This window comes from Clostridium saccharoperbutylacetonicum N1-4(HMT) (genome assembly GCF_000340885.1).
GTDB classification, from domain to species: domain Bacteria; phylum Bacillota; class Clostridia; order Clostridiales; family Clostridiaceae; genus Clostridium; species Clostridium saccharoperbutylacetonicum.
Window position 1 is genome coordinate 6,366,045 of the sequence record NC_020291.1, and the last position, 14,914, is coordinate 6,380,958.

A 14,914-nucleotide genomic window follows, 5' to 3' on the forward strand; every position below is an offset into this window, starting at 1 on the left:
CAAGAAGTTAGTCTTGCACATAAATCTAGTTGAACTATTTTTATCATGCATTTGAGATGATTGATCCTGGTAGTGGCTTAACTATTTCCTAATTATCTAAATAGAACTATTGAAAAAAACCGTATATGCAGTTCTGCTGTTCGTCTTACCATTGACATTCTATTGCCGTTGTGTTATTTATATCATATCTTATAGCAGAATACTAAGTTCAAGAATTTAGTATTGCAAATAATAAGGTAGGCGGAATTTAGTCTTGCACAGAAAGTTCGGCTACCTATTTCTGATGCCCAAATATGCTTATAATGATAAAATAACTGCATTATTTGGCATTTAGCTAACTTATTTTATCATCTAAATTTGAATTTAGTGTTGCATTTTCAATGCCTTATCTAAATCACGAATTTAACTTTTCACTTAACGCAATAAAAATAATAAGCTTTGGCTACTTACAACTTAATATGTCTAACAAATTTTATAAAATCTTTTAAGGAGTAAATATAAATGTATGAATGGAATCATTGAAAATTTAAACATAGATGAATATAATTGCTCATTATATCTTCCACCAGACTACAATAAAAATAATGCTAATTATCCTGTAGTCTATGTAAATGGTGGAAGTAATATAGAAGAAATAATAAGCTCCATCGAACCCCATTTTAATATAGACTGCAATTCCTTTATTCTTTTAAACATAGAATCAAAAGATTGGAACAAGGATTTTTCTCCATGGCCTGCACCAGCCTTAGGAAAAAACATGGACGCTTTTAGTGGCAATGCCTCTGAATATCTTAATGTTCTTTTCAATATTATTAAACCTTTCATGGATAAGAACTATAAGACAAAAGCTGATTCTGAAAACACTATACTTATTGGCTATTCTCTAGCTGGCCTTGCTACTTTATACAGCCTTTATAAATTTGAAATCTTTGGTAAAATAGGCTGTCTTTCTGGTTCATTATGGTATGATAACTGGATTGAATTTATAACTTCAAATTCACCTCCAAATTCTAAGGCTAAAGTATATCTTTCTCTTGGCAATAATGAAGAGCGAAGTCGAAATAAACGTATGTCCATAGTTGGAGATAATACTAGAAAAACTTATGATATATTATCAGAACAACTTACGTCCAAAGAAAATGTATTATTAGAATGGAATAATGGAGGCCATTTTACAGAAATCACTCAACGATTCATTAAAGGCTTGTTATGGTTAATGCACCTTTAACGATTGTTCAATAAACTTAAATATTTCCTTTTGAGAACTATACTTTTTATATAATTTTTTCATACATGGAGTCTTTTGGAGAAGACATAAAGAAAAGCGTACTAATTTTAAGGAATTTAAAGCTTTTTACTTATACTAATCAGTACAATGACTTGCTTTATTAATTACAGTATTTTACATTTTTGTGCTAAATATATAAATAGTGCTATATTATACTTGTCAGTATAATATTAATTAATGGGGGTTTTATGATGAGAAAACATATAAAAAATTTTTTAACTTTAATGTTATCAATTACGCTACTAGCATTTGCTCCTTCAACCAAATCTTTTGCTGTAACTGATAACTCTGAAAATTCTAGTACAAGTTCATCTTCTTACAAATTAGATAATAATTATCCTATAGTAATGGTTCACGGGTTATTTGGATGGGGAAATGATGAACTTTTTGGAATAAATTATTGGGGAGGACATAACAGTTTAAAAGATCTGTTAACTGAAAAGGGATATACTGTATTTACTCCAACTATCGGTTCCATATCTAGTAACTGGGATAGAGCTTGTGAATTATATGCATATCTAAAAGGTGGTACAGTAGACTATGGCGAAGAACATTCAAACAAAGCTGGCCATTCGCGCTATGGAAGAACTTATCCTGGAGTTTATCCTGAACTAGGAACTGAAGGTAAAAATGGATTAAAAAAAATACATTTAATTGGTCACAGTATGGGTGGAGAGACAATAAGAGTATTAGCTCAATTATTAGAAAATGGTGATCCTAATGAAATAAAGCACAACACTACTGATATAAGTCCATTACTTGCAGGAAATCATCATTGGATTGAAAGCATTACCACAATAGCAACTCCTCATGATGGAAGTCAAGAGGATGAAAAAAAAGACACTTTAGAACCACATTATCATAAATTTTTCGCTGCTATAGCAGCAGCTACTGGAGTGACTCATTCTGATAATCCTTGCTTCGATTTTAGAATGGATCAATGGGGACTAAAAAAGCAATCCTATGAATCTTTTGATAGTTATGTCCATCGAGTGTTTAACAGTAATCTTTGGAAGCAAACTAAAGATTTAAGCATATGGGATTTATCACAAGAAGGTGCTAAAGAATTAAACAGCTGGGTTAAAGCACAAAGTGATATTTACTATTTCTCTATCTCTTGTTTAGACACACATGAAGATTCATTAACCAAACATCAAATTCCTAATATTAACATGGATCCTCTACTTTTAAAAAGTTCCATATTTATGGGACAATATACAACTACCACTGGAGCACAAGTTAAAGTGGACAGTAGTTGGTGGCCAAATGACGGCATAGTCAGTGTTATATCTGCTATAGCTCCTCATCAAGGATCTAAAGATAAAATTGTAAACTATGACCCAGACTCTACTCCTGAAAAAGGGGTGTGGAATTATATGGGAGTAATAGATGACGTAGATCATATTGAAGTAGTATCTCAAGATAACCCAATTTATAGGAAAGTTCTTCAAGACAAGTTTATAGATTTAGCTAAAATGCTAAACCAACTTCCATCTTAATTAATTCAAAATAATATATTTTGATTAATAATTATATATAATAATTTTCTATTACAATTAAAAAGACTGCAACCTAGTCACTTGAAAAGTTGCGGTCCTATGCTTAGTACTCTCAGCAAGTAAAATATCACTTGTCTCATAATGTGATATAATATAAATAAGAAAAAGTTAGTGCTGGTAACACTAACTTTCCCTAGAACGTTTTTTAGGTTTAGGGCTATTAGATTTATATAATACTTACAGAATTATGAACGCTTAATCTTGGTCTGATGGGGCGTTCTTTTCTGTTGTCTTAAAATTTATTTTAAAACCTTTTTTGTTAACTCCGAGATTAAACTCGCAGCTCTTTGAATTACTTCTTAGTGCTCTATTAAAAAATAGTTTCCATATTGCAATCATCTTGCAAAAATGTTAAAATAGTTTCCATAAAGAAACTACTTTTATAAATATCAAGGAGATACTTACTTTATGAACAAACAATTATATACTTCTAAATTAGAAGAGGGATTATCGAGGCTTCAATGTGAACTTGTTGCCGAAAGGAATACGATAAATACAGAGAATATTTCTTGGTTTCAATATGATTTATTAGAATCCTTATATCACACAAATGGAAGTCGCCCTGCAGAATTAAGTATTAACTTAGGTGTTTCACGTTCTAAAATATCTAAGGGATTAAAAGCTCTTAAAGATATGGGATATGTAAAACAAGAAAAAAGCGATTACGATGCAAGGACACTATGGACAATATTAACAGATAAAGGTTTCAAGTTTTTAAAAGAAATAAAAAAAGGTCATGAACATTTAGCTGAAATTGCATCCTCTGCCTTAACTCCAAGTGAACAAAAACTTTTTGCTGAGCTATGCCTAAAAGTGAGCAGTGTTTTTGAAGAGAGAAGGCGCTAATATGTCAAAAGAAATGATTGAAATCTTCCATGCAAATGAAAATAATCTTAAGGATATATCTATAAATATACCTAAGAAGAAAATCACAATAATTACAGGTTTATCTGGTTCAGGAAAGTCTTCTCTAATCTTCGATACCTTAGCTGCTGAATCTCAAAGGATGTTAAATGATACATATTCCACTTATGTTCAACAATTATTACCTCACTATGGCAGACCTAATGTTGAAAAAATCAACAATCTTCCTGTTTCTATAATTATAGACCAGAAGAAAATAGGTGGAAATGCACGTTCAACAGTTGGTACCGTCACTGATATATATACCTTATTGCGTCTTCTATTCTCTAGAATAGGGAAACCTTTTGTTGGCTACTCAATGAATTTTTCTTTTAATAATACAAATGGTATGTGTACTCATTGCCAAGGATTAGGAGTAATTAAAGATATTGATATTCATAAATTAATAGACTTTAATAAAAGCTTAAATGATGGTGCTATTAAGTTTCCAACATTTCAACCCGGAGGATGGAGATTAAGCCGTTATACAGAGTCTGGTTATTTTGATATTGAAAAACCAATTAAAGATTACTCAGATTTAGAACTTAATACTCTACTTTATGAAGAAGAAAAAGCTCCTGATAATCCCACAAGTAATTGGCATAAGACAGCAAAATATATTGGCCTTATTCCAAGAATCAGAAGCTCATTTTTAGAAAAAGATCAAAAGCAATATAAAAAAGAACTTGAGCAGCTTGTTGATGAACAAATCTGTCCTCATTGTAATGGAAAACGTCTTAATGATACTACTTTATCCTGCAAAATCAATGAAAAGTCAATTGGTGATTGTACTGATATGTCAATAAGTGAATTGAAGTCTTTTCTTCAATTAGTCCATGATCAAAAAGTTCAAACAGTTATTGATGATATTCTCAAGCGTTTACGCACATTAGAAGAAGTGGGATTAAATTATCTTACATTGAATCGTACAACTAATACTTTATCTGGTGGTGAATCTCAACGAATTAAAATGTCAAAACATTTAAACAGCAGTCTGAGTGATGTCCTCTATATATTCGATGAACCTAGCATTGGATTACATCCTCATGATATAACTGGTATAAATAAGATATTCAAAGGGCTTAAAGAAAAAGGAAATACAGTTATAATTGTGGAACATGATCCTGATGTAATAAATATAGCAGATCACATTATTGACATGGGGCCTGAATCAGGAATTAAAGGTGGAGAAATTACTTTTGAAGGTACATATAAGCAGCTCTTAAATAGTGATACTACCACTGGAAATGCTTTATCTAATAAACATGATATAATTACAAAGAATAAGGAGTTTCACGAATTCTACGAGCTTAATAATTCAAATATGTTTAATTTGAAAAATATCTCTATAAAAATACCTAGAAATGCCTTAACAGTTGTAACTGGAGTAGCAGGTTCAGGTAAAAGTACATTAATCACACGTCTTTTCCGTAACAAGTATCCAAGCAGTATACTTTTAAACCAAAAAAAAATCCATACCACTTCTAGGTCAATACTCGCAACTTACATAGGCTTCTTTGATAAAATTAGAACCATCTTTGGTAAAGCAAATAGTAAGTCCCCTTCATTATTTAGCTTTATTGGAGACGGTGCATGTCCTTTGTGTAAAGGGAAAGGTATACTAAAAACAGATTTAGCTTTTATGGATGATGTTGAAGAAACTTGCGAACTATGTAATGGAACCAAATACAAACAGGAAATATTAAATTATAAGTACAATTCATACACAATAAGTGATATCCTTGACCTCTCTGTTGATGACGCTATGGAAGTCTTTATTGACAAAGAGCTAAAGAAAATATTGTATACTATTTCTGAAGTAAATCTAGGGTATATTAAACTTGGTCAATCTCTTGACACCATGTCAGGTGGAGAACTTCAAAGATTAAAAATTGCTATAACGCTTTTAAGTAATACTGGTGAAATTTACATATTAGATGAACCAAGCACAGGATTACATGAGTCAGATATAAAAAAATTGATAAAGTTATTTAGTAAATTAATTAATAAAGGAAAAACAGTTATAATATTAGAACATAATTTAAGTATAATGTGCCAAGCTGATTGGATTATTGATTTAGGTCCACTAGGAGGCTTTAATGGAGGAGAACTAGTATATATGGGATATCCTAGTGGCATTACAAAATGTTCTTCATCTTTTACAGGAAAAAGATTATTAGAATATATATCTTAAAATATATATTAATAGAATTGCTTTCTCTTTCCATCTTTGTGATTCCATGAATTCTACTGTCCTCATATATGAAGATAGTCTGCCAATTTTAGCATAATAACATGGTCATCAAATTTTAATTGATATTATATAATAGTTAAACCTTTATTATTATATATTTTGCAAATATCACATTCTTTGATTTAATTAAAATTTATTAGTGGCAATTTCCAAATTCCCGTGAAGCAATTCTAAATTTTGTTGGAGTCATACCTATTTTTGCAGTAAATTGTTTTATAAAATATGTATCATATTCAAAGCCAGTAGCACGTGCAATTTCATTTAAGCTCATATCTGTATGGGTTAGAAGACTCTCTGCAACTTTTAATCGATATGATAATAAATATCCCATCACTGTAGATCCGCATGAATCCTGAAACATTTTATTTAATGACACTCGATTCAAATGAACATATCTTGTTAAATCTTCTAAAGTTATTTTATCAGAATAATTTATATGTATATATTCTAACGCTAAGTTAACAGGTAATTTTCCGCTATGGTGGTTCAACTCTTCAAGTAAGCCAAAGATTTGTATTAAATACTTTTTTACTCTACACACCCAAAGAGAATCGCTCTGTGCATATACTTCAGTTCCCATAATAAAAAACCACTCATATAATTTTGGATAGACTTTCTCAATTGCAGCATATACACCAGTATTAATATTATCCTTTTTGAAAAGCGAAAGACCTCTCTTTATTTTTAGATTAGTTGAAAGATAGTCATTAGATTCTGAGAAATGAGCTGTATTAAAAAAATCAGGATGGAAACAAAATGATTGAGAAGCTACATTACACTTTTCAAGGACTTGTATTTGATCATTCGTAGATAAACAAAGAATACTTGGAGCCGCAATTTTTATGGAGCGGTCATTCAGTTGTAAATTCATGCTTCCACTCGTAATAAAAGTTATAGTTAAACGCTCCTTATAAGGGAGATTTACAAAATCTTCATTTGCAATAAATTCGATATATACATTTCTATTCTTGTGACGGTCTACTTGCGGCATAAATATTCCTCCATAAACAAATAGTATAGTTAAAAGCTTCATTTATCACATTGTATCATATTTTTTGAATGATAAACTATTATTAAGAACTAAAGAAAGTTATGGTCAAAAAAAACTGCACCATGACTTATATGAAAGGAGAATTATTATGTCTATTGAAAAATTCCATATCCAAGTATCTGATGAGGTACTTAATGATTTAAAATACAGATTGGAACATGTACGCTGGCCTGAGCAAATAGAAGGCTCAGATTGGGAACGAGGTACTGATATAAATTATTTAAAATCACTTGTTTCATATTGGAAGGACGAATTTGACTGGCGTGCACAAGAAAAGGAATTAAACCATTTTTCACATTTTCGCTGCAACGTGGATGGAATAGATGTTCACTTCATACACGAAAAAGGTAAAGGACCTAATCCAACACCAATTATCCTTACTCATGGATGGCCTGATAGTTTCATACGTTATCAAAAGATTATCCCACTTCTTACTGATCCTGCAAGTTATGGTGGTGATCCTAATGATTCTTTTGATGTAATTGTACCTTCACTACCTGGCTTTGGGTTTTCTAGTGCTTCAAAACATAGTGGCATGAATAATTATCGTGTTTCCGAGCTTTGGGCAAAACTAATGACTGAAAAGCTTGGCTATAGTAAATTTGCTGCTGCAGGTGGTGATATTGGTTCAGGGGTTACAAGATACTTGGCATTAAACCATCCAGAACTTCTAATAGGAATACATCTAACAGATATCGGCATTATTAGAAATCTTATGGTTTCTCAAAGTGAAGCAGAACTTTCAGAAGAAGAACTACAATATAAGAAAAATGCCTCTGAATGGATTTCAAATGAGGGAGGTTATATGTCTATTCAATCTACAAAACCTCAAACCATTGCCTACGGACTTTCTGACTCACCTGTGGGCTTGGCCGCATGGATTATAGAAAAATTTCGCAGCTGGAGTGATTGTAATGGTGATTTAAATAAGAACTTTAGTAAAGATGAACTTCTCACTAATATAATGATCTATTGGATCACAAATACCATAGGCTCATCAGCAAATGCATATTATGAAAATGTACATTCATTGCCACCAATGGGACATATAAACGTACCAACAGGCATAGCCCTTTTCCCAGCTGATGTATTGCTGCCACCTAAAAAATGGGCTATGAGCAATTTAAATGTCACTCGATGGACTACAATGCCCAAAGGTGGACATTTTACTTCTATGGAAGATCCTGAACCTCTCGCTAAGGAAATTCGAGCATTCTTCACACCTTATAGATCTAAAGAATAATAAACAATAATAGCTTTACTTTTATAAAGTCACAGATATAACACAATTGTTAAACAGAATTAAAAAAAGAAATGTCAAGCTACATTGAAATAACAAATTCCATACACATAGTTAATAATTTTTACAATTTAGTATCTATTTCCCTAAATTGATACCGAAATAGATATTATAGAAAAAGTGGGCGGTAAATAACCTATCATATTACCCGCTATTTACCGCTTGCCTTATACTTCTTCACACCATGATATACAAGTTATGAATCATAACTTCCGTAATAGCCCTAACCAATCCTTGATGCATTGTCAAGTCTGCTCGGCTGTCTTTGTCAAAGTATACCATAACATCTACAACTTCTGAATCATCTGCACTAAATATGATCTAACGTCCACCATATTTATGTGTATGCTTTTCCCCATTTTTAGTATAATTCAATACATAATTCTGCCCAATAATACTTCCATTATTTAATTAATATCTTGTGTTTATTTTACTTTAATTTACTTATTATCTTTTATTTGTGATAAGGTTCCCCCTTCATTATCCTAAACGCTTTTTTCTTTACTTATATAGGATTATTTAATCTATAATAAGTTTTTCAGTCAATTATATTATATTTGAATGCTTTTGTATGGTGTTTGTATTACCACATTCTTATGAGCCAATTAATTAAATTCAATATATACTTTAATATTCTTTTGTATTCTTTTTATATGGTCTTTATTCTACCTTCACCTTACAAGGCTTAACATAACATTAATTCTATGCATATGCTGTATATATTGTATTGCTTGTCTATATGATGTATACAATATTTTATCTAAAGTAAGTATATTTCTAAACACTCTCTTTATAATTAATATCTTAAACATTATTAAAATTACTTTTCTCTTCATAAGATATATTAAATTCGCGCTTATCCACACAAAATTAATAATAATTATTAATAATGAAATTATCAATGCTTTCATTATTAGGTCCGTCAGAATAGATTTAAGCATGATATTTCCCCCATAAGTAAAGTAATAATTTTTCAATTTATCACACCATATATTTCAAATATCACATTATTCAATTATAAACGAACACTATTTCCATAAATCACTACACAAAATATACACATTGTAATTCAAATTTGCCATTATTCTGACACAATAATTTACTATAATAAAATCATAAACTTGATAAAAACTTTTTTTCATAAATATTTACCCTATTAAATAATGAGTAACATTCATAATTCCCATTTATGATATGTTACTCTTTTTATTTTTGTAGCCACAACAGTCTAGCAATAGTAAATCAAAATAAGTTTTAGCCGCTATTTTACCGTATAACTCACCCATTTTTCTATCCACATAGTCAATATTAGGTATTATCATTGTTACACCTATTTTCCCTTTACTTATTTTCCTTATAAATTATCAATTAATTTCTGGATTTATGTCAATATATTAGAAATAAAAGTTTTAACTTTTTAAGATTCTTGATCTAACTATTAATCATATTTATAAAAATTATGCATTTAATGGATAATTATAAGAAATATTATCAATAATGTTTGTTCTATACTACAATATCATGGTCATTATTTGAAATTCCACTAATATATTAAATAAATTTCCTTAAAAAACAATATATAACAATATTTTAAAATAATCTGATAATTTGCCTCTAAAAGCTATATAAAAAAAATATCCTACAGTCTTGTCATTTGATAACGTTTTTTCTTCCTTATATTTACTTTTTTGTCTTAAAAGGTTGACTCTGTAAATTTTAGTGATAGCATATATTTAATAACATTAAAAATTTAATATTTCATATAGAATTTTTAATGTTATTAATTTTTAAATCATAAGGAGGATTAGTCATGATTAAAGACACGCTAGTTTCTATAACAAAAGATTTAAAATTAAAAACAAATGTTGAAAATGCCAATCTAAAGAACTACAAGGATGATTCTTCATGTTTCGGAGTTTTCGAAAATGTTGAAAATGCTATAAGCAATGCCGTACACGCACAAAAGATATTATCCCTTCATTATACAAAAGAACAAAGAGAAAAAATCATAACTGAGATAAGAAAGGCCGCATTAGAAAATAAAGAGATTCTAGCTACAATGATTCTTGAAGAAACACATATGGGAAGATATGAAGATAAAATATTAAAGCATGAATTAGTAGCTAAATACACTCCTGGGACAGAAGATTTAACTACTACTGCTTGGTCAGGAGATAACGGGCTTACAGTTGTAGAAATGTCTCCATATGGCGTTATAGGTGCAATAACTCCTTCTACGAATCCAACTGAAACTGTAATATGTAATAGTATAGGCATGATAGCTGCTGGAAATACTGTGGTATTTAACGGACATCCAGGCGCTAAAAAATGTGTTGCTTTTGCTGTCGAAATGATAAATAAAGCTATTATTTCATGTGGTGGTCCTGAGAATTTAGTAACAACTATAAAAAATCCAACTATGGACTCTCTAGATGCAATTATTAAGCACCCTTCAATAAAACTACTTTGCGGAACTGGAGGGCCAGGAATGGTAAAAACCCTCTTAAATTCTGGTAAGAAAGCTATAGGTGCTGGTGCTGGAAATCCACCAGTTATTGTAGATGATACTGCTGATATAGAAAAGGCTGGTAAGAGTATCATTGAAGGCTGTTCTTTTGATAATAATTTACCTTGTATTGCAGAAAAAGAAGTATTTGTTTTTGAGAACGTTGCAGATGATTTAATATCTAACATGCTAAAAAATAATGCTGTAATTATAAATGAAGATCAAGTATCAAAGTTAATAGATTTAGTATTACAAAAAAATAATGAAACTCAAGAATACTCTATAAATAAGAAATGGGTCGGAAAAGATGCAAAATTATTCTTAGATGAAATAGATGTTGAGTCTCCTTCAAGTGTTAAATGCATAATCTGCGAAGTAAGTGCAAGTCATCCATTTGTTATGACAGAACTCATGATGCCAATATTACCAATTGTAAGAGTTAAAGATATAGATGAAGCTATTGAATATGCAAAAATAGCAGAACAAAATAGAAAACATAGTGCCTATATTTATTCAAAAAATATAGACAACCTAAATAGGTTTGAAAGAGAAATCGATACTACTATCTTTGTAAAGAATGCTAAATCTTTTGCCGGTGTTGGTTATGAAGCAGAAGGCTTTACAACTTTCACTATTGCTGGATCCACTGGTGAAGGAATAACTTCTGCAAGAAATTTTACAAGACAAAGAAGATGTGTACTCGCCGGTTAATCTCTTGCTAAACTTATATATATATTTATTCATATAACTTTAATACGCAATGTTCCCACAAAATATTAAAAACTATTTAGAAGGGAGATATTAAAATGAATAAATTAATAAAATTAACAGATTTAAATCGGATTTTCAAAGATGGCATGACAATTATGGTTGGGGGTTTTTTAGATTGCGGAACTCCTGAAAACATCATAGATATGTTAGTTGATTTAAATATAAAAAATCTGACTATTATAAGCAATGATACAGCTTTTCCTGATAAAGGAATTGGAAAACTTATTGTAAATGGTCAAGTTTCTAAAGTAATTGCTTCACATATTGGAACTAATCCCGAAACTGGAAAAAAAATGAGCTCTGGTGAGCTTAAAGTTGAGCTTTCCCCACAAGGAACACTGATTGAAAGAATTCGTGCAGCTGGATCTGGCCTCGGAGGTGTATTAACTCCAACAGGGCTTGGTACTATCGTTGAAGAAGGTAAGAAAAAAGTCACTATCGATGGCAAAGAATATCTATTAGAACTTCCTTTATCTGCTGATGTTTCATTAATAAAAGGTAGCATTGTGGATGAATTTGGAAATACCTTCTATAGAGCTGCTACTAAAAATTTCAATCCATATATGGCAATGGCTGCAAAAACAGTTATAGTTGAAGCAGAAAATTTAGTAAAATGTGAAGATTTAAAAAGAGATGCCATAATGACTCCTGGCGTATTAGTAGATTATATCGTTAAGGAGGCGGCTTAATTGATTGTAGATAAAGTTTTAGCCAAAGAGATAATTGCCAAAAGGGTTGCGAAAGAACTAAAAAAAGGCCAACTCGTAAACCTTGGAATAGGACTTCCAACTTTAGTAGCAAATTATGTGCCGAAAGAAATGAACATTACTTTTGAATCAGAAAATGGCATGGTTGGTATGGCTCAAATGGCCTCATCAGGTGAAAATGATCCAGATATAATAAATGCTGGTGGGGAATATGTAACCTTATTACCTCAAGGTGCATTTTTTGATAGTTCAATGTCTTTCGCACTAATAAGAGGAGGACATGTTGATGTTGCTGTTCTTGGTGCTCTAGAAGTTGATGAAAAAGGTAATTTAGCTAACTGGATTGTTCCAAATAAAATTGTCCCAGGTATGGGAGGCGCTATGGATTTAGCAATAGGTGCCAAAAGAATAATAGTGGCAATGCAACATACCGGAAAAGGTAAACCTAAAATTGTAAAAAAATGCATTCTCCCACTTACTGCTAAAGCTCAGGTAGATTTAATTGTTACAGAGCTTTGTGTAATTGATGTAACAAATGATGGTTTACTTTTAAAAGAAATTCATAAAGATACAACTATTGATGAAATAAAATTTTTAACAGATGCAGATTTAATTATTCCAGATAACTTAAAAATTATGGATATCTGAATCATTCTATTTTAAATATATAACTTTAAAAATCTTATGTATTACAATCTAAGAAAAGAGGTTGATTATTTTATGTTAGAAAGTGAAGTATCTAAACAAATTACAACTCCACTTGCTGCTCCAGCGTTTCCTAGGGGACCATATAGATTTCATAATAGAGAATATCTAAACATTATTTATCGAACTGATTTAGATGCTCTTCGAAAAATAGTACCAGAGCCACTTGAATTAGATGGAGCATATGTTAGATTTGAGATGATGGCTATGCCTGATACAACTGGTCTAGGCTCATATACAGAATGTGGTCAAGCTATTCCAGTAAAATATAATGGGATTAAAGGTGACTACTTGCATATGATGTATCTAGATAATGAACCCGCTATTGCTGTTGGAAGAGAAAGTAGCGCTTATCCAAAAAAGCTTGGTTATCCAAAGCTATTTGTTGATTCAGACACTTTAGTTGGAACACTTAAGTATGGTACATTACCAGTAGCTACTGCAACAATGGGATACAAGCACGAGCCTCTAGATCTTAAAGAAGCTTATAATCAAATTGCAAGACCCAATTTTATGCTAAAAATCATCCAAGGTTATGATGGTAAGCCAAGAATTTGTGAACTAATATGTGCAGAAAATACTGATATAACTATTCACGGTGCTTGGACTGGAAGTGCACGTCTGCAATTATTTAGCCATGCACTAGCTCCTCTTGCTGATTTACCTGTATTAGAGATTGTATCAGCATCTCATATCCTAACAGATTTAACTCTTGGAACACCTAAGGTTGTACATGATTATCTTTCCCTTAAATAAAAATAATATAGAATAACCACTACAAAAGTAGTCGTTATTCTATATTATAAATCAAACTGTAAAACTTAGGTTTTATATTACCTAGCAATATTTCACTACTAGCATTAGATTAGTTAAAATACAAAGTGTCTGTGCATTGCGGAAGCATCCTTAATCTATCTTTTTCTCTCCTTCTTCATATATTAATAAAATTTTCAACATCTCATGTAATTTTTTTTTGCTTTGCATATTTAATTCCCAGAACTATCATTCTTAATATGTACATTATAATAATCCCCACGACATAAAACAAAAAAGGCTTAACCATTTCAGTTAAGCCATTCTTCATTATACATTGGTACTCCCAGCGGGATACCACCTATATATTTAACTATATTCATCTATATTGATTTATATTATTCTACATTCGATGTTCACTTAACTTAAGCACATTTCAATATTGATTTAATATGATCTAAATTTATCCTCATATTTGCAAAGTGTCCCCTTTGTGTCCCCTTTTTACTCTCCTATTTTAAAAGTAAGATAGTTGTTATTGCTTGTTTTATATGCTAATCGTCTTATCATTTGTTTTCCTCCTTAGTTTGGATAATTTGATTTTACTATATTACAATTTTTCGTTGTGATCCTGGGAATGAAATTGATCTTTACCAAAAATCATATTGAAATACTAAATACAAATGATAACAATAGGAAAAAAGAGCAAATATGAAGTACACTTATTAAATGAAATGGCAAATGCTATCGAGTGTCATTATCTCAAAGCTGAAAGGGAATTAACTAACTTCTTGTATTCAATTGATGATAATCAATTGTTTAAAGCCTACATAAGTAATGGCTTATACTGTTGGCATAAAAGACTAGGTTAATATCATAAATTAAATAAAAACTCGTAGGTAGCTTAATTGTTACTTACGGGTTATTTTTCTGCTATTGAATAAATCTGGATCAACTACAATTCCATCTTGACACAACTTCACATAATCGTCGTTTTCCTCAGATACTTCATATCCAGCACTTTCTATTAATTCAATTTCTTTTTTAAAATCTTCAGTTGAAGTATTTTCTCTATATATTTCTATTGATTCCTTAATTATCATCTAAGCCCCACCTT

General features: G+C 30.7%; 13 protein-coding genes. 10 read left to right on the forward strand and 3 right to left on the reverse strand.

What is annotated here, in order from left to right:
- The first annotated feature begins 505 nt into the window (after positions 1-505).
- The 4 genes from CSPA_RS27645 to CSPA_RS27660 all read left to right on the forward strand — a co-directional run bounded on the left by CSPA_RS27645 (position 506) and on the right by CSPA_RS27660 (position 5,944).
- Entirely contained in the window at positions 506-1,228 is a 723-nt protein-coding gene (locus CSPA_RS27645; protein WP_015395712.1) for an alpha/beta hydrolase, read from the forward strand.
- Positions 1,229-1,476: 248 nt separating this feature from the next.
- Positions 1,477-2,787, forward strand: a complete 1,311-nt coding sequence (locus tag CSPA_RS27650; protein WP_026106464.1) for an esterase/lipase family protein — start codon at positions 1,477-1,479, stop codon at positions 2,785-2,787.
- A gap of 468 nt (positions 2,788-3,255) precedes the next feature.
- Positions 3,256-3,693, forward strand: a complete 438-nt coding sequence (locus tag CSPA_RS27655) for a MarR family winged helix-turn-helix transcriptional regulator (RefSeq protein ID WP_015395714.1) — start codon at positions 3,256-3,258, stop codon at positions 3,691-3,693.
- A 1-nt stretch (position 3,694) separates the two neighbouring features.
- Positions 3,695-5,944: an ATP-binding cassette domain-containing protein gene (locus tag CSPA_RS27660; protein WP_015395715.1), complete on the forward strand. Its 2,250-nt coding sequence runs from the start codon at positions 3,695-3,697 to the stop codon at positions 5,942-5,944.
- A 196-nt stretch (positions 5,945-6,140) separates the two neighbouring features.
- On the opposite strand, the gene CSPA_RS27665 is transcribed toward CSPA_RS27660, so the two are convergent.
- A complete protein-coding gene (locus tag CSPA_RS27665) occupies positions 6,141-6,995 on the reverse strand; it encodes a helix-turn-helix domain-containing protein (RefSeq protein ID WP_015395716.1) in 855 nt (284 codons plus the stop codon).
- A 148-nt stretch (positions 6,996-7,143) separates the two neighbouring features.
- On the opposite strand from CSPA_RS27665, the gene CSPA_RS27670 reads away from it, so the two are divergent.
- Entirely contained in the window at positions 7,144-8,298 is a 1,155-nt protein-coding gene (locus CSPA_RS27670) for an epoxide hydrolase family protein (RefSeq protein ID WP_015395717.1), read from the forward strand.
- Between the two features lie 1,244 nt (positions 8,299-9,542).
- On the opposite strand, the gene CSPA_RS30855 is transcribed toward CSPA_RS27670, so the two are convergent.
- Positions 9,543-9,677 carry a hypothetical protein gene (locus CSPA_RS30855; RefSeq protein ID WP_015395719.1) on the reverse strand — a complete coding sequence of 45 codons (135 nt, stop codon included), beginning with the start codon at positions 9,675-9,677 and terminating at the stop codon, positions 9,543-9,545.
- 488 nt (positions 9,678-10,165) lie between these two features.
- Here CSPA_RS30855 and CSPA_RS27680 point away from each other — a divergent pair, with 488 nt between their 5' ends.
- From CSPA_RS27680 to CSPA_RS29885, 5 genes are all read left to right on the forward strand, one after another.
- Entirely contained in the window at positions 10,166-11,572 is a 1,407-nt protein-coding gene (locus tag CSPA_RS27680) for an aldehyde dehydrogenase family protein (protein WP_015395720.1), read from the forward strand.
- Positions 11,573-11,667: 95 nt separating this feature from the next.
- A complete protein-coding gene (gene ctfA, locus CSPA_RS27685) occupies positions 11,668-12,321 on the forward strand; it encodes a butyrate--acetoacetate CoA-transferase subunit A (RefSeq protein WP_015395721.1) in 654 nt (217 codons plus the stop codon).
- Positions 12,322-12,987 (forward strand): 3-oxoacid CoA-transferase subunit B, encoded by a 666-nt coding sequence (locus tag CSPA_RS27690; RefSeq protein ID WP_015395722.1) that lies wholly within the window; start codon positions 12,322-12,324, stop codon positions 12,985-12,987.
- A gap of 72 nt (positions 12,988-13,059) precedes the next feature.
- Complete coding sequence (gene adc / locus CSPA_RS27695; protein ID WP_015395723.1) at positions 13,060-13,800, forward strand: acetoacetate decarboxylase; 741 nt, start codon at positions 13,060-13,062, stop codon at positions 13,798-13,800.
- 680 nt (positions 13,801-14,480) lie between these two features.
- Complete coding sequence (locus tag CSPA_RS29885) at positions 14,481-14,669, forward strand: hypothetical protein (RefSeq protein ID WP_158399840.1); 189 nt, start codon at positions 14,481-14,483, stop codon at positions 14,667-14,669.
- Positions 14,670-14,708: 39 nt separating this feature from the next.
- Here the strand turns inward: CSPA_RS29885 and CSPA_RS27700 are convergent, their stop codons facing one another.
- Positions 14,709-14,900: a hypothetical protein gene (locus CSPA_RS27700; protein ID WP_015395724.1), complete on the reverse strand. Its 192-nt coding sequence runs from the start codon at positions 14,898-14,900 to the stop codon at positions 14,709-14,711.
- Between the last annotated feature and the right edge of the window lie 14 nt (positions 14,901-14,914).